General features: G+C 71.5%; 15 protein-coding genes and 1 riboswitch. Of the genes, 6 read left to right on the top strand and 9 right to left on the bottom strand.

Features of this window, described 5'->3' with window-relative positions:
* Positions 1 to 121: 121 nt before the first annotated feature.
* Positions 122 to 961, top strand: a complete 840-nt coding sequence (locus ACX9MN_RS07695; protein WP_489724108.1) for an aldo/keto reductase — start codon at positions 122 to 124, stop codon at positions 959 to 961.
* A gap of 13 nt (positions 962 to 974) precedes the next feature.
* Here the strand turns inward: ACX9MN_RS07695 and ACX9MN_RS07690 are convergent, their stop codons facing one another.
* The 4 genes from ACX9MN_RS07690 to ACX9MN_RS07675 all read right to left on the bottom strand — a co-directional run bounded on the left by ACX9MN_RS07690 (position 975) and on the right by ACX9MN_RS07675 (position 7,179).
* Entirely contained in the window at positions 975 to 2,582 is a 1,608-nt protein-coding gene (locus ACX9MN_RS07690) for a GGDEF domain-containing protein (protein ID WP_489724107.1), read from the bottom strand.
* A 235-nt stretch (positions 2,583 to 2,817) separates the two neighbouring features.
* A complete protein-coding gene (locus ACX9MN_RS07685) occupies positions 2,818 to 5,004 on the bottom strand; it encodes a transglycosylase domain-containing protein (RefSeq protein WP_489724106.1) in 2,187 nt (728 codons plus the stop codon).
* Between the two features lie 269 nt (positions 5,005 to 5,273).
* A protein-coding gene (locus tag ACX9MN_RS07680) for an IS630 family transposase (RefSeq protein ID WP_100250497.1) occupies positions 5,274 to 6,217 on the bottom strand; the annotation gives its coding sequence in 2 pieces (ribosomal slippage) (positions 5,274 to 5,881 and positions 5,881 to 6,217; 945 coding nt in all).
* 92 nt (positions 6,218 to 6,309) lie between these two features.
* The gene (locus tag ACX9MN_RS07675) at positions 6,310 to 7,179 is read right to left on the bottom strand and encodes a LysR family transcriptional regulator (RefSeq protein WP_020092818.1); all 870 of its coding nucleotides are present in this window, start codon (positions 7,177 to 7,179) and stop codon (positions 6,310 to 6,312) included.
* 96 nt (positions 7,180 to 7,275) lie between these two features.
* Between ACX9MN_RS07675 and ACX9MN_RS07670 the strand changes: the two genes are divergently transcribed.
* Together ACX9MN_RS07670 and ACX9MN_RS07665 are read left to right on the top strand one after the other, a co-directional pair.
* Entirely contained in the window at positions 7,276 to 7,494 is a 219-nt protein-coding gene (locus ACX9MN_RS07670) for a hypothetical protein (RefSeq protein ID WP_042672292.1), read from the top strand.
* 4 nt (positions 7,495 to 7,498) lie between these two features.
* Positions 7,499 to 8,215 carry a YoaK family protein gene (locus ACX9MN_RS07665; protein WP_489724105.1) on the top strand — a complete coding sequence of 239 codons (717 nt, stop codon included), beginning with the start codon at positions 7,499 to 7,501 and terminating at the stop codon, positions 8,213 to 8,215.
* Positions 8,216 to 8,252: 37 nt separating this feature from the next.
* Here the strand turns inward: ACX9MN_RS07665 and ACX9MN_RS07660 are convergent, their stop codons facing one another.
* Positions 8,253 to 8,636, bottom strand: coding sequence for a hypothetical protein (locus ACX9MN_RS07660; RefSeq protein ID WP_026604872.1), 384 nt, complete (start codon positions 8,634 to 8,636; stop codon positions 8,253 to 8,255).
* Positions 8,637 to 8,820: 184 nt separating this feature from the next.
* Between ACX9MN_RS07660 and ACX9MN_RS07655 the strand changes: the two genes are divergently transcribed.
* The gene (locus ACX9MN_RS07655) at positions 8,821 to 9,324 is read left to right on the top strand and encodes a hypothetical protein (protein ID WP_489724104.1); all 504 of its coding nucleotides are present in this window, start codon (positions 8,821 to 8,823) and stop codon (positions 9,322 to 9,324) included.
* Positions 9,325 to 9,424: 100 nt separating this feature from the next.
* A complete protein-coding gene (locus ACX9MN_RS07650; protein WP_020092823.1) occupies positions 9,425 to 9,670 on the top strand; it encodes a hypothetical protein in 246 nt (81 codons plus the stop codon).
* Between the two features lie 6 nt (positions 9,671 to 9,676).
* On the opposite strand, the gene ACX9MN_RS07645 is transcribed toward ACX9MN_RS07650, so the two are convergent.
* The 3 genes from ACX9MN_RS07645 to ACX9MN_RS07635 form a co-directional block, all read right to left on the bottom strand.
* On the bottom strand, positions 9,677 to 10,747 hold the full coding sequence (locus ACX9MN_RS07645; protein WP_489724103.1) for an acyltransferase family protein: 1,071 nt from the start codon (positions 10,745 to 10,747) through the stop codon (positions 9,677 to 9,679).
* A 116-nt stretch (positions 10,748 to 10,863) separates the two neighbouring features.
* Positions 10,864 to 11,238 (bottom strand): HNH endonuclease family protein, encoded by a 375-nt coding sequence (locus ACX9MN_RS07640; protein ID WP_020092825.1) that lies wholly within the window; start codon positions 11,236 to 11,238, stop codon positions 10,864 to 10,866.
* Between the two features lie 15 nt (positions 11,239 to 11,253).
* The gene (locus ACX9MN_RS07635; protein ID WP_489724102.1) at positions 11,254 to 12,084 is read right to left on the bottom strand and encodes an alpha/beta hydrolase; all 831 of its coding nucleotides are present in this window, start codon (positions 12,082 to 12,084) and stop codon (positions 11,254 to 11,256) included.
* Between the two features lie 114 nt (positions 12,085 to 12,198).
* A riboswitch (TPP riboswitch) is annotated at positions 12,199 to 12,304 on the top strand.
* Between the two features lie 71 nt (positions 12,305 to 12,375).
* On the opposite strand from ACX9MN_RS07635, the gene thiC reads away from it, so the two are divergent.
* On the top strand, positions 12,376 to 14,262 hold the full coding sequence (gene thiC / locus ACX9MN_RS07630; RefSeq protein ID WP_091680898.1) for a phosphomethylpyrimidine synthase ThiC: 1,887 nt from the start codon (positions 12,376 to 12,378) through the stop codon (positions 14,260 to 14,262).
* 22 nt (positions 14,263 to 14,284) lie between these two features.
* Here the strand turns inward: thiC and ACX9MN_RS07625 are convergent, their stop codons facing one another.
* Entirely contained in the window at positions 14,285 to 14,803 is a 519-nt protein-coding gene (locus ACX9MN_RS07625; RefSeq protein WP_489724101.1) for a TY-Chap domain-containing protein, read from the bottom strand.
* Positions 14,804 to 15,023 lie beyond the last annotated feature (220 nt).

Genomic DNA, 15,023 nt, shown 5'->3' with positions numbered 1-15,023 from the left:
AAGATGGCGCGAGTAAGGCGTGCCGGGTTGTTGCGCGGCCGAGCCGTGATACGCCGGCGGCCCGGGACTCGACCGGACCGCCGCCAGCAACCCCCTGTGACAGCGAAGAGGGAGCGCTGCCATGTACGCCAGAAGCTTCGGCGCGACGCGCGTCTCTGTGCCGGTTATCGGCCAGGGCACGTGGCACATCGACAGTTCGGACCGGACGGACGCGGTCCGGGCGCTGCGGGCCGGGATCGACGCCGGCATGACCCATATCGACACCGCGGAGATGTACGGGGACGCGGAGGCGGTCGTCGCCGCCGCCGTCGCGGATTGCCGCGAGGAGGTGTTCCTCGTCTCCAAGGTGGTGCCCGGTAACGCGACGCGCCGGGGCGTCGCGCGGGCCTGTGAGGCGTCGCTCCAGCGTCTGCGGACGGACCGGCTGGACTGCTACCTGCTGCACTGGCCGGGTCAGCACCCGCTCGAGGAGACGATCGCGGGCTTCGAGGATCTGCGCCGGGCCGGCAAGATCCTGTCCTGGGGCGTCAGCAACTTCGACGTCGAGGATCTCGATCGCGTCCGGGCCATCGCGGGGCCGGACCGGATCGCCTGCAATCAGGTCCTCTACCACCTGAACGAGCGGGCCATCGAGCACGCCGTGCTGCCCTGGTGCGAGAAGCACGGCGTCGCCATGGTGGGCTACTCGCCCTTCGGCAGCGGCGACTTCCCCGATCCGGCCAGCGCGGGCGGCCGCGTCCTGGCGGGCATCGCGCAGAACCACGGCACGACGCCCTACGCGGTGGCCCTCGCCTACCTGACCCGGCTGCCGGGCACGTTCACGATCCCCAAGACCGGCCGCCCGGACCGGGCCGTCGAGAATGCCGGCGCGGCGGACCTGCACCTCGGTGCGGCCGAGATCGCCCTGATCGACGCGCATTTCCCCCGCGGACCGCGGCCCCGGATGCTGCCGATGCTGTGAGCCGCGGGGCCGCTCAGGCCCGCAGCGCCAGGGCCACGGGATCCGCCGGCGCGGCGGCGCGGACGCGGTTGCGCCCGGCCTTCTTGGCCGCGTAGAGGGCCCCGTCGGCCGCCGTGAACAGCCCTTCGGGCGGATCGCCGCCGGCCGGATCGGCACAGGCGACGCCGATGCTCACCGTCGCGATGCCACCGACCTCCGGGGCGTGGGGGATGCGGAGGTTCACCACGGCCCGGCGGACGCGCTCCGCCGCGACGCTGGCGGCGGTCGCGTCGACGCCCGGCAACAGGGCGACGAACTCCTCGCCGCCGATCCGGAAGCTCAGCCCGGCGGTATCGAGGGAACGTTGCAGGCACTCCGCCACCGCCTTCAGCGCCTCGTCGCCGCGCTGGTGACCGAAGCGGTCGTTGAACTGCTTGAAGTGGTCGGCATCGACGATCAACAGCGCCAGGGGCGTCCGCAGCTGTGCGGCCCGCTTCCACTCCACGGCGAAGTGCTCGTCGTAGCTGCGCCGGTTCGGCAGGCCCGTCAGGCCGTCGGTCCGCGCGAGCACGGCGAGCGCGGCGTTGGCCTCGCGGCTGGAGGCTTCCGCGGCCACGTGGCGCCCGACCTCCCGGTGCAGCAGGATCGTCAAGCCGAAGGCGAGGAGGCAGAGGCACAGGATCAGGACGGCGACGATCGCCGCCTTGTAGATCCAGACGCTGCGGATGCTGTCGACGTCCGTCGCCACGGTCACGATCAGCGGCAGGTCGTCGAGGTCGGCGAAGCTGTAGACCCGCTCGACGCCGTCGAGGAACGAGCGTCCCTGGAACTCGCCGCGCGGCTTGGCCCGGTACATCTTGTAGCCGGGGCTCGCGCTGATGTTCTGGCCGAGCGCCTCCGGCCGTGCCGGCGCCCGGATCAGCAGCGTCCCGTCCCGGTGGAAGACGTTCAGAGCGATGCCGTCGTCGAAGTGCAGGCGCTCGAACAGCGCCTGAAAATGCGCGAGCCTGATCGATCCCGACACGATCCCGGCGAATGAGCCGTCGGGCGTCCGGATCCGCCGGGTCATGCGGATGATGGGCTCACCGGTCATGAGAGATACGGTCGGCCCGGACAGGATCAGGCCGCCTTCGGGATTCGACCGATGGAACTCGAATTCCGGCAGCGTGCGCATGTTGGGCCGGGTCCGCACGCCGGGATCGCTCGTCAGCCGGACGTCGCCGGCCGCGTCCGTGACGGCGATCGGACCGAGGCCGGAGCCCGCCACAGCCGTGTCGAACAGCGCCAGGCGCCGAATATCCGGGTCCAGGGCCGCGATGTCGGCGCGACTTGCGAGCCGGGCGGAGTTCCGCAGCGAGAGGTCGTAGACCCGCAGGCTGTGGCCGACGCCCTCCTCGATCACCGCCAGGAGATTCCCGGCGTTGCGGCGCGCGTTGTGCCAAGCGACGTCCCGCAGATCCAAGCAGAGATAGGCGCCGAGCAGCGCGAGGCAGAGCAGCAGGCACGTGCCGGCCGCCGCGATCGTGCGCGAGGCGCGATCGTCCAGGTGAGCTCTGATCGCTGTAGCGGTGGCGCGCAGGAGCATGGGCTCGATCGGGCTGCCACGAACCGCGCCATTGCGGTTGACGGGCTTACTGTTCACCCGATCTTACGTCCACGAAGATTGAAAAAGCGGTTATTGGCGGCACTAAGAAGCGCTGAATCGCCGCTAATACAAATACAGGCCGCCGCGGCTGTCAGTCCCGCCTCGACGCGGTCGCCTTGGGCCGGAGCCCGGGCGTAGTCGCGCGGATGCGCGACGGCGCGCGCCGCGGGCCGCCTCTCGCCCGCGACGCGCGCCGCCGCCTGGTCCCGACGAATGCGGAGACCGCGGAGCGTCAGTCACCGATGCCGAACAGCTTCTCGATGAAGTTGCGGTCGTCCTTCGGGGGGCGCCGCGACGGCGCGGCCTGGCGCGGCGCCGGGGCGTCCGACTCGCCGAGGATCTGGCCCAGGAGCCCGCCCGGGCCCGCCGGGGCGGCACTCGCCACCGAGGCGGTCGTCTCCGGCTGGCGGCGCCAGCGGTTGAGGCCCGGGAGCGGGACCGGCGTCTGCCCCTTCAGGGCCTGGGTCATATACGTCTTCCAGATCTCCGCCGGCAGGTTGCCGCCGGTGACCTTCTTGGTGAGCTCGCCGTCGTCGTTGCCGAGCCAGACGCCGGTCACGAGGCTGCCCGAGAAGCCCATGAACCACGCGTCGCGATAATCCTGGGTGGTGCCGCTCTTACCCGCGAGGTCCCAGCCGGGGATGTCGGCCTTCTTGCCGGTGCCGCTGACGAAGGTCTCGTGCATCATGGCGTTCATCATGCCGTCGGCGTTGGCGTCGATGACCCGGCCCAGACCGTTGTCGGAGCGCTTGTAGAGGACCTTCCCGTCCTGGCTCTTCACGGCGGTGACCACGTAGGGGATCACGCCGATGCCGCCGTTGGCGAAGGCCCCGTAGGCGCCGACCATCTCCAGGAGCGTGACCTCGGACGTGCCGAGGGCGATGGAGCCGTTGGCCTGGAGCGGCGAGGTGATGCCGAGCCGCTGGGCGGTCTGGACCACGGTCTTCGGCCCGACCTCCTGGCCGAGGCGCACCGCGACGGTGTTGAGCGACTGGGCGAGCGCCGTCCGCAGGGTGACGGGCCCCTCGTAGCGGTGGGAGTAGTTCTCCGGCGCCCAGTTGCCGATCCGGATCGGCGCGTCCTCACGGACCGTGTCGGGCGTGGCTCCGTGCTCCACGGCCGCGAGGTAAACGAAGGGCTTGAACGAGGAGCCGGGCTGACGCTTGGCGGTCGTGGCCCGGTTGAACTGGCTCTGCGCGTAGTCGCGGCCGCCGATCAGGGCGCGGATGGCGCCGTCCGGCCGCATCGAGACCAGCGCCCCCTGGCTGACGTTGTAGCGCGTGCCCTTGGCGTTGAGCTCGTCGGTGAGCGCCTTCTCGGCCGCCGCCTGGAGGCTCGGATCGACCGTGGTCTGGACTGTGATGTCGGTGTCGAACTTGCCGACGTAATCGTCGAGCACGTCCATCACGAGGTCGGCGACGTAGTTGGCCGACCCGCCGCCGCGGGCGTTGGCGGGCTTCGCCGGCTGGGCGAGCGCCACCTTGACGTCCTGCGCCGACGCGAAGCCCAGCTCCTGCATGGCGGCGAGCACCTGCGCGGCGCGGGCCTGGGCGGCCGGGAGGTTGCGGTTCGGGGCAAGGCGCGAGGGCGCCTGCACGAGGCCGCCGAGCATCGCGGCCTGCGCGAGGCTCACCTCCTTGGCGGGCTTGCCGAAATAGCGCTGCGCCGCCGCCTCGACGCCGTAGGCGCCGGCACCGAAATAGACGCGGTTCAGGTAGAGTTCGAGGATCTCGTCCTTCGTGTACTTGTGCTCGAGCCAGAGCGCGAGGATCGCCTCCTGGATCTTGCGCGAGGCCGAGCGCTCCGGGGTCAGGAACAGGTTCTTGGCGAGCTGCTGGGTGAGGGTCGAGCCGCCCTGCGCCACGCCGCGCCGGGTCAGGTTCTGGCCGATGGCCCGCATGATGCCGACCGGGTCGACGCCGAAATGCTGGTAGAAGCGCCGATCCTCGATCGCCACGAAGGCGCGTGGCAGGTAGGGCGGCAGCTCCTTGATCGACACGACGCGGCCGCCGGTCTCACCGCGATTGGCGAGCAGGGAGCCGTCGCTCGCCAGGATCGCGATGTTGGGCGGACGCTTCGGCACCGCGAGCTGGTCGATCGGTGGCAGCTGCGAGGCGTGGTAAGCGATGAGCCCCGCGAGCCCGATCACCCCCCAGAGGCCGAGGACGACGCAGCCGTAGACGATGCGGCCGAGCCAGGAACGCCGGCGTCGGCCGCGACCCGAGGCCTTCGCCCGCCCCGTTGTCCGCGCCGGCGCCTTGTTCGGCTGCCGCGCTCCGCCGCCCGATCGCTTCGCCACGCCGTCTCCTGCCCCGGGGCGGTCCTCACGGGTCAGGCGCAGGTCGAGTTCGCCGCGATCCCGCGCGCGCCCTTCGGGCACGTCGAAGTTCGGCTCAATCCTGCCCCGACCCTTGGCCATGCATCCCGTTCTCGAAAGTTCCGCCGCGACGCGCGACCGTCAGGCACGCCGCAGGACGGTTTCCGCACGCCAAATGCGGCGGTTTCGCGCCCCATCCGGCAACGACACCGGGGCCGGCACCGCCGGCGATCCTTGTCGAAACCGTTTGTGACCGCTTCGCGGTACGGTGCGGAAAAAGGCTGGCCAATCCGTTAAGGACCGCGCCGGACGGTCGGGATCGAGCCCGGCCACCGCGTGCCGGGAGGACGCCGCCCTAGAGCGGTTTCGGTTTAATCGGGGTCGTATCCTGCCGCGACGAAGAAGTTTGCGGCCTCGTCGGGCGTAACGGCATCGACGAGCCGCCCGATTGTGGTCCAGAGCCCTTCGCGCGTGCGCGCCGCGGCCTTGCGCAGCCCCGCCTTCAACTTCGAGAACGCCATCTCGATCGGATTGAAGTCCGGCGAGTAGGGCGGGAGGAACAGGAGCCGCGCGCCCGCCGCCTCGATCGCCGCGCGCACGGCCGGGCCTTTGTGGCTGCCGAGATTGTCCATGATCACGATGTCCCCGGGTGCGAGTTCGGGCACCAGGACCTGATCGACGTAGACTTGGAAGGCGTCGCGGTTGATCGGCCCGTCGAGCACGAACGGCGCGGCGATCCCGGACAGGCGCAGGCCCGCCACCAGGGTCGTGGTCTTCCAATGACCGTGCGGGACGGGGGAGCGCAGCCGCTGGCCGCGGGGACAGCGCCCGCGGGTGCGGGCCATGTTGGTGGCGGTCCACGTCTCGTCGAGGAACACCAGCCGGTCCGGGTCGAGATCGGGCTGGCTCTCGAACCACGCTTCCCGGGCGGCCTTCACGTCCGGCCGATCCTGCTCTGCGGCGTGGGCCGTCTTTTTTTGTACGTCAGGTCGCGCGCGTCGAGGAAGGCCCACAACGTGCCGAGCCCGACGGTGAGGCCATGCTCGTCCTGCAACCGGGCGCGCATCTCCTCCAGGGTGATGTCGACCGTCTCGTCGATCAGCGTACGCAGGAACGTCTCGTACGGGTCGAGCTTGGAGCGGCGGGCACGCCCCTGCGGCCGGGCGGCCACCGTCCCAGTCGCGGCGAGCGCCGCCATCCAGCGGATCGCGGTTGCTTGGCCGACCCCGAAGCGGGCGGCCGCCTGACGGCGCGAGGTCGCCGCAGCCGCGGTCACCACCCGCTCGCGCAGGTCCAAGCTGTAGGGGCGGCCCATGCATCACTCCGGCTGTCGACCGGCCTGAGTGAATCAGCCTCCCAGCGCCGCGTGAACCCCACCAAGCCGACTCAGCCCAAACCGAAAACGCTCTAGCGCGCGGCGCCCTGAAGCTCGCCCGTGCTCGCCAGGATCGTCTCCTGCAGCGCGGTCGCCGCCGCGTGGTGGCGACCCGGGCCGAGCACGACGAACTCGACCGCGCCGAGCGGCGGCAGGCCGGCCGCCTCGGAGATCGCGGCGAGGCCCGGCGGCAGGATCTTGGCCGAGTGCGGCGCGATGCCCAGGCCCGCCTCGACGGCGGCCCGCAGCCCCATCAGGCTTCCGCTGGTGCAGGCCACCCGCCAGGACCGGCCCACCGCCTCGAGGGCGTCGAGCGCCAAGGTGCGGGTCATCGACGGTGGCGGGTAGAGCACGAGGGGCAAGGGCTTAGCCGGATCCGGCACGAGGCCGGGCCGGCCCGTCCAGATCAGATCCTCCGCCCAGGCCAAGGTCCCGCGCGGGTCGCCGCGCCGCCGCTTGCAGAAGATCACGTCGAGTTCGCCCGCATCGTAGCCCTGATAGAGGGCGCGGCTCAGCCCGACCGTGATCTGCAGATCGACCGCGTCGTGCCGATCGGCGAAGCGGGCCAGGACCTGTGCCAGGGTCGACAGGGTGTAGTCCTCGGAGACGCCGAGCCGGATGCGGCCGCGCAAGCCTTCCGGCGAGAAGAAGGCGCGCAGCCGGTCCTGCGCGTCCACCACGTCGCGGGCGAAGCCGATCATGGCCTGACCGTCCGGCGTGGGCGCGACCCGGTGGGTGTCCCGCGTCAGGAGCGCGCGACCGAGCGCCTGCTCGAGCCGGGCGATGTGCCCGCTCACCGTGGATTGCCGCAGACCGAGAGCCTGCGCCGCGGCGGTGAAGCTGCGGCTCTCGACGACGGCCAGGAACGAGCGCAGCAGCTCGATGTTCGGGTTGCCTATCATGAGTCACGATAACCGATATCGGTAACCTGCGGGCGCCGCGCGGCGTTAGGGTTCGGGACAGCCCCGTCCCAGATCCGCGCCGCGAAGCCTTGCCCGATGTCCGCACCCGTTATCGTGACCACGCTGTTCGTCGGCGGCCTCATGGCGATCCCGACGCTCGGGAGATGGGCGACGCAGGTCACCGAGGTGCTCGCCTCCCTGCTGGCGATCGCCACCGTGCTGGTCGCGATCCTGTATCTCTGCGATCGCTGGCCCGACTACTTCGCCAATCCGCGGATGCCGGTCGGCCTGACGGCGACGCCCTTCGCCGACTGAGACGATGACCGGTCCCGCGCGAGCTCGGAGACCGGGGAGCGGTCTCTTCGCCGGCGCCGCCCTGGCGTTCGTCGCCGGCTTCGTCGACGCGGCGGCCTTCATCGCCCTGACCGGACTCTTCACCGCTCACGTCACCGGCAACTTCGTCCTGATCGGCGCCGAGCTGGTCGCGAGCTCCAGCGGCGTGGTTGCCAAGCTCCTGGCGCTGCCCGTCTTCGTCGGAGCGGTGGCGGGGGCTCGAATCCTGGCCCTGGCGCTGGAGCGGCGGGCTTTCGACCCCCTGCCCTGGCTCCTCGCCGTCGAGGTGACCCTGCTCGCGGGATTCGGGCTGTGTGGCACCGTGTGGTCGCCCCTCGGCGGAGCGGACAGTGCCGCTTCCATCGCCGTCGGCATGCTCGCGGTCGCGGCCATGGGGTTACAGAACGCCATCGGCCGCCTGTCTCTCGGCCATCTCGCCCCCACCACGGTCATGACGGTGAGCGTCAGCCAGGCCGTCATCGACGCGACCGACCTCGTCCTGGGACGCGGCCCACAGCGCGATCAGACCCGGGAGAGGTTCCTGCGCGTGCTCCCGGCGATCGCGGCCTTCGCCGCGGGCGCGCTGTTCGGCGCCTTCGGGATCGCCCATCTCGCCTTCGGCAGCATCGTCCTGCCGCTCGGCGTTCTGACGGCCCTGATCGTCCTGGCCGCGGCGCCCGGAGACGCCGGCGCCGGGCCGTGAGGAGCCGCGCCGCGCGGCGCTCGGGCGGCGACCGCCGTCACCGCTCGGCCGGCGGTTCGGGCGATGGCTTACCCAGCACCCGTCGCGCCTCGGCGAGCAGCACGGGATGGCGGGCCGCCTGCGGACCGGAATCCGGCGTCTCCCGGCCGAGCCGGGCGATGCGCGCCCCGAACAGGCGCCGGCGCAGACCGAACCGGCGGACGCTCATCAGCAGCGCCTGAAGCACGAGGCGGACGGCCTCGGTCCGCTCGCGCTCCTCCACGATCGCCGCCGCGAGAGCGGCCTCGCGCCGGAGCGCGGCCTCGAGCTCCTCCCGGACGGCGGCGCGGGCCGCCTCGTCCTTGCGCGCCGCGTCGAGCTGGATCCGGCATTCCTGGAGTGCGCTGAGCAGCAGAAGCTCCTGCGCGGACGCATCCCTCATCAAGGCCTCCCGGGGCGCCGTCTCCCGTCCGACGACGGGGCGTTCCGCCCGATCACCGTCGCGCCGGCCGCGGACCGGCCCGCGCGCATCCTTGTGCGACGCCATAGCGAGCGCGGCCGCTGGCCGGAAGCCGCCGACCAGATTATTCGGCACTCGCACCGCGAACCACGGGGGAATCGGGGACGTGCAGATTCGGATCGCTCTGGCCTTCGGGGCCATCACGCTGGGAGGCGGCGCGCTGCCACCCGCCCCGGCCCAGGCCTACCAGCTCGACACGGTGAACCTGGTCGGCTGCGCGCAGGAGGGCGGCGTCTGCCGGATGCCCTATCCCACCAACGTCTATTACGGCGTGCCCGGCCGGACGAACGGCCGGCCGTTCCCGCAGGGCGGCGTCGTGCCCTGCAACACCCAGACCTTCGGCGATCCGGCGCCGGGCCAGGCGAAGAGCTGCTGGTACGCCCCGCGGATCAACGCGGGCGGCGGTGGGGGCTACGGCGGCGGAGGCTACGGCGGTGGCGGCGGGGGTGCCTACGGCGGCGGGGGCGGCTACCGGAATGACGGCTACGACGACCGGCGCGACGCCTACCGCGACCGCCGCGACTACGACCGCCCGCCGCCGCGCCGCTCCTACGACGACGATTACGGGCCGGGGCCACGCCGCTACCGGGGTGATCCCGACGAGTACTGATCTCGGTCGAGCAGGGCAGGCACGGGAACGTATTTGCCCTGTTAACCGCGATCCGGCATCGTCCGGCTCCGCGGAGCCACGAGACGGGACGGAGGAGCTGATGACGGAGAATCGCCGCGGCACCTTCCGGAAGAACGCCTTCACGTTCGGCGCCGTGCTGCTCGACGGCGGCGAGGTGAGCTGCCTGGTCTGGGACGCCACCGACGTCGGCGCGCAGATCGAGGTCGAGGACGATCAGGCCGTGCCGGACCGCTTCGCGCTTCGTGTCAGCACGGGCACCGAACCGCGCCCGGCCACCGTGGCGTGGCGGCGCAGCCGGCGGATCGGTATCGCCTTCGACGGCTGAGGTCCCTCAGGTCGCCTGCAGGGCCGGGCTCGGCTTAGGCCCGGACCCGGCCAGCCGGAACCGGCGCGGCCGGACGAACAGCAGGTCGAGCGCCGTTCCGCGGACCAGCCGCTCCAGCATGAGCGGCAGGACCACCGCCATCGCCATGACGGTCAGGCTGGCGAGGCCGATATCGGCGATCGCGCCGGTGCGCACGAGGATCTCCCGGGTCGCCGCCATCGGCAGCGAGAAGGCGAGGTAGATCACGATCGAGCGCTGGCCGCAGGTCCGGACCGCCTCGGCGACCGGACCGCCGGCGCGGCCGATGAGAGCCGCCGCCACCACGATCGCGAGGGCACCGGCCCCGCCGAGGGCGAGGCTCACCAGCGGCAGGCTGGCGAGGTTCGGATGATCCGGCAGGCCCGACGGGGTCAGCGCGAGCCAGCCTTCCAGGACCGCCCAGGCGCCGAGGCCGCAGAGGGCGAGCGGGACGCGGCGGCGCGCCGCGTCGGCGAGCGCGAAGATCCGCCCGGCGAAGTGGTAGCCCGCGACGAAGTAGACGTAGCGGGCGCAGAACTCCTCGATCAGGGTCGACTCGCTGCGGATGTCGGCGATCTGCAGCAGGGCGGCGCCGGCGAGGAGCACGCCGCCGGGCACGCGGCGCAGGGCCTTGGTGACCACCGAGAACACCGCCAGCAGGTAGATGAACCAGAGGCTGGAATAGGGCTCGATCAGTGCGTGGGCGAGATGCGCCGCGAAGGCCGCGGGACCGGCATCGCCGACGATCTTGCCGTACTTTGCGACCGACTGGATCACCAGCCAGAGCAGGTAGAAATAGGCGAAGTGGACGACCCGGCGGTCGGAGAACAGGCGCCAGTCGCGGTCGATCACCCGTCCCACGAACAGGCCGGAGAGCAGGAAGAAGTCCGGGATGCGGAACGGCTTCGCGAAGGCGACGACCGGGTGGAGGAAGCCCTCGCCGCCCATGGCCTCGCCGGTGCCGATGACCGAATGCATCATGACGACCAGGAGGATGCAGATCCCCTTGGCGATATCGACCCAGGCGAGCCGATCCCCCGTATCCCCGACCCCGGCCATCGTCCGAACCCTCGCGATCGGGGCGATCCTGGACCGGTTCGGGTTGACGGCAAGGAACGGGGCGGCGGCCACCTGCGGATGTGACGAACGCCGGGTAAACGCCGGCCGGGCAGGTGTCAGATCTTGCGGCGCGCCGACTTCCGCTCGCGGGTCATGCGCGTGGCGGCGTGGAAATCGTCGGGCTTGCCGCGGACCCAGACGAGGAAGCGCGCGATCTCCGGATCGGCGCGCAGGGCCTCGACGTCGGCGAGGCGCTTGGCGATCTCCGCCTCGCTGTAGCGGGCGTGGATCGCCGAGTGGCAGATCTGGTGCAGCCGGACCGTGCCGCGATGGGTCCCGCCCTTCAGCTTCGGCGTGAGGTGATGGAGGCTGGAGCGGGCGCGGCGCGGGATCGGGCGCTCGCAGAGGGGGCAGACCGGGTCCGGCGGGCCCGGGACGCCCGGCGCGTCCGGATCCTCGGCGCTCCAGCGCTGCGAGCGCCGTCCGACCACGCGAGCCTCCCTCTCCTACCCCTGCTGGTCCACCGGCTGCGGGCAAGCCGGACCGACGCCCTGTCCGAACAGCGCTTCGGCCTCGCGATCCCGGCTCCCCAGGATGGAGACGTGGTCCCCCGGGATCACGTCGATCCGCGCCCGCGGGCCGGCCGCCGCGGCGAGGTTCCGCGCCAGCTTGGCCGGCACCACCGTGTCGTCGCGGCCCTGCACGATCAGCACGGGCGCCGACCCGTCGCGGATGCGCAGGTCCGAGCGGTACGTGTCGCGCAGGAGCCAGATCGGGGCTAGCGGGACATGCAGCCGCACGGTGTGGGTCATCGAGTCGAACGGCGCCTCCAGGTACAGGCCGATCGTCGGCACCCGTTCGGCGACGGCCACGGCCACGGCGGCCCCGAGGGAGTGTCCGTGGAGGAGGATCGGCGCGTCGGGCGCCCGCGCCCGCGCGGCCTCGACGGCCGCCAGCCCGTCGCGGATCAGCCCGTCCTCGCTGGGGCTGCCGGTGGAGCCGGGATAGCCGCGATAGGCCACAGTGAGCACGCCCCAGCCGCGCGCCCGCCAGGGCTCCGCGGCGAAGCGGGCCGCGTGCGGCTCGGGGCGGGATCCGTTGCCGTGGAAGCTCACGACGACGCCGCAGCCCGGCCGCGGAGGCCGCCACAGGCCGTGCAGGGTCTCGCCGTCGGGGGTCGCGACCGTGATCGTCGCGAGGCCCGGCGGGATCGTCCACGGGTTCTGCGACCCGAAGGCACCCGGATAGAGGAACCGGCGCTGCCCGAGCGCGAGCGCGGCGCAGGCCAGCCCGCAGAGGAGGAGCGCGGCGAGCAGGAGGCCGGCGATGAGGCGCATTGCGGTACGATTGCGGCGGGGGAGAACGCGTGCGTTCGGACGAACGGTTTCGGGGATGTGTTTTCTAGGGCGGCCGGTCAGCATTGACAAAGCCGTCCGCGGGCCCGAGTCTGGAACCGTTCCGAGGGGGGCCCTGAAGAGGGCTGAGATTGGGCACGCTGCCCTGACCCTTGAACCTGATCCGGCTCATACCGGCGGAGGGACGGGAACCTGCGGTCGCATCTCGCGCGACCTCATCTCATCTCGGCCATCGCGTGGACCGGACCGCTCCAGCACGAGGAGAGGCCCACGATGAACGCACCCGTTCTCCCGAAGGACGTGAAAGGCAGCCCCGAGACCGTGACCACGGGTCCGGTCACCGGATCGCGCAAGGCGTACGCGAACCCGGCCGGGCGGCCGGACATCCGCGTTCCCTATCGCGAGATCGTCCTCTCCGATCCGAAGGAGGAGCCGGTGCGGGTCTACGACCCGTCGGGCCCCTATACCGAGACCGATGCCCGTATCGACCTCAACGCCGGCCTTCCCGGCGTGCGCGAGCCCTGGGTCGCGGCCCGCGGTTACGCGGCCGTCGCGCCGCGCGCGGTGAAGCCCGAGGATAACGGATTCGCGGGCGACAAGCTCGTGGCCCCCTGCCCCGCCGAACGGACCATCCGCAAGGCGGCCCCGGGCCAGATGGTGACCCAGTACGAGTTCGCCCGCGCGGGGATCATCACCGAGGAGATGATCTACGTCGCCCATCGCGAGAACGTCTGCCGCGAGGCCATGCTCGCGGGCGCCGAGGCCGCGCTCGCGGACGGCCAGAGCTTCGGGGCCTCGGTCCCGCCCTTCATCACCCCGGAATTCGTGCGCGACGAGATCGCCCGCGGCCGGGCGATCATCCCGGCCAACATCAACCACACCGAGCTGGAGCCGATGGCGATCGGCCGGAACTTCCTGGTCAAGATCAACGCCAACATCGGCAACTCCGCCGTGACCTCCTCGGCCGCCGACGAGGTCGAGAAGCTCGTCTGGTCGATCCGCTGGGGCGCCGACACGGTCATGGACCTGTCCACCGGCCGCAACATCCACAACATCCGCTCGTGGATCATCCGCAACAGCCCGGTCCCGATCGGCACGGTGCCGATCTACCAGGCGCTGGAGAAGGTCGGCGGCGACCCGCTCAAGCTCGACTGGGAGGTCTTCAAGGACACGCTGATCGAGCAGGCCGAGCAGGGCATCGACTACTTCACCATCCATGCCGGCGTGCGCCTCGCCCACGTGCCGCTGACCGCGCGGCGCGTCACCGGCATCGTCTCGCGCGGCGGCTCGATCATGGCCCGCTGGTGCCTAGCCGGGCACCGGGAATCGTTCCTCTACGAGCGGTTCGACGAGATCTGCGACATCATGCGGGCCTACGACGTCTCGTTCTCTCTGGGCGACGGCCTGCGCCCGGGCTCGATCGCTGACGCCAACGACGCCGCCCAGTTCGGCGAGCTTGAGACGCTGGGCGAGCTGACCAAGGTCGCCTGGGACAAGGGCTGCCAGGTGATGATCGAAGGCCCCGGCCACGTGCCGATGCACAAGATCAAGGTCAACATGGAGAAGCAGCTGAAGGAGTGTGGCGAGGCGCCGTTCTACACCCTCGGCCCGCTGACCACCGACATCGCCCCCGGCTACGACCACATCACCTCGGGCATCGGCGCCGCCATGATCGGCTGGTTCGGCACCGCGATGCTCTGCTACGTCACCCCGAAGGAGCATCTCGGCCTGCCGGACCGGGACGACGTGAAGACCGGCGTCATCACCTACAAGATCGCCGCCCACGCCGCAGACCTCGCCAAGGGGCATCCCGCCGCGCAGCTCCGGGACGACGCGCTCAGCCGCGCCCGGTTCGACTTCCGCTGGGAGGACCAGTTCAACCTGGGCCTCGATCCGGATACCGCCCGGCGCTTCCACGACGAGACTCTGCCGAAGGACGCCCACAAGGTCGCGCATTTCTGCTCGATGTGCGGGCCGAAATTCTGCTCGATGAAGATCACGCAGGACCTGCGCGCCGAGGTGCTGGCGATGGAGGAGGCCGGCGAGGTCGTGGGCGCGGCGCCCGCGATGTCGAAGGCCGAGGCCGAGGCCGGCATGCGGGCGAAGTCGCAGGAATTTCTGGCCGAGGGCGGCAAGCTCTACGTCGACGCCGCCGAGTGAGACGGGCGCGCGCCCGGTCCGCTCAGGATTCGGGCGCGCCGCAGCCCCGCCCCGGCGTTCCGCCGTGCGGGGCCTCGATATCGAGAATGTCGCCCGGGCGGGCGCCGTAGGCATCGTGCAGCGCCGCGAGCATCAGATCCGCGGCGATGCCCGTGTCGGGCGGCGATCCCAGCTCCACGAGGCGCGCGAAGTTCTCCGCCGGGTCCGCCTGGACGTATCCGAGCGCCGCCAGAGCCTGCCGTGCCGTCGCATCCAGCCGCAGGCGCCTTCGGCCGGGTGGTCCGTAGGCGCCCGACGCGGCCTCGCAGAACATCCGCGTATCCCGATCCTGGAAGATGCACTGGACGTAGCGCTGCGCCTGTCCGTGCGGCGCCACGACGATGAAGCGGTCGCGCGAGACGTCGACCGGCCCGCGCCTGTGGATGGCGTCGAGCCGCTCCGCGACGGCGCAGCGGTGCTCACGGATGAACAGCGCGCGCGTACCCGGATCGCCAGTCGCGGCCGGCGCGGCGAGCGCCGGACTCGTCACCAAGACGAGCATCGCCGAGATCCTGTACATCGCGTGCTCCACGCTGCGCGGGGCGGGCCGCGGCCCCGTCGCGGGAAGACGAACCGGCTGGGCGCCGAGTCGACCCAGGAGAAAATTCAGCACGGATTTGTGTCGCCCCGGTAACGCGATGTTCATCGCATCTCCGATCCCGCCGCATCATCCGGTGGACCGGCGGTCGCCATTAAGGAACGATTAGGCAGGACCGCGCCTC

The sequence above is a fragment of the Methylobacterium sp. 1A genome, from assembly GCF_058072805.1.
The sequence above is the reverse complement of the archived record's forward strand: the minus strand, read 5'-3'. Positions and strand labels throughout refer to the sequence as shown.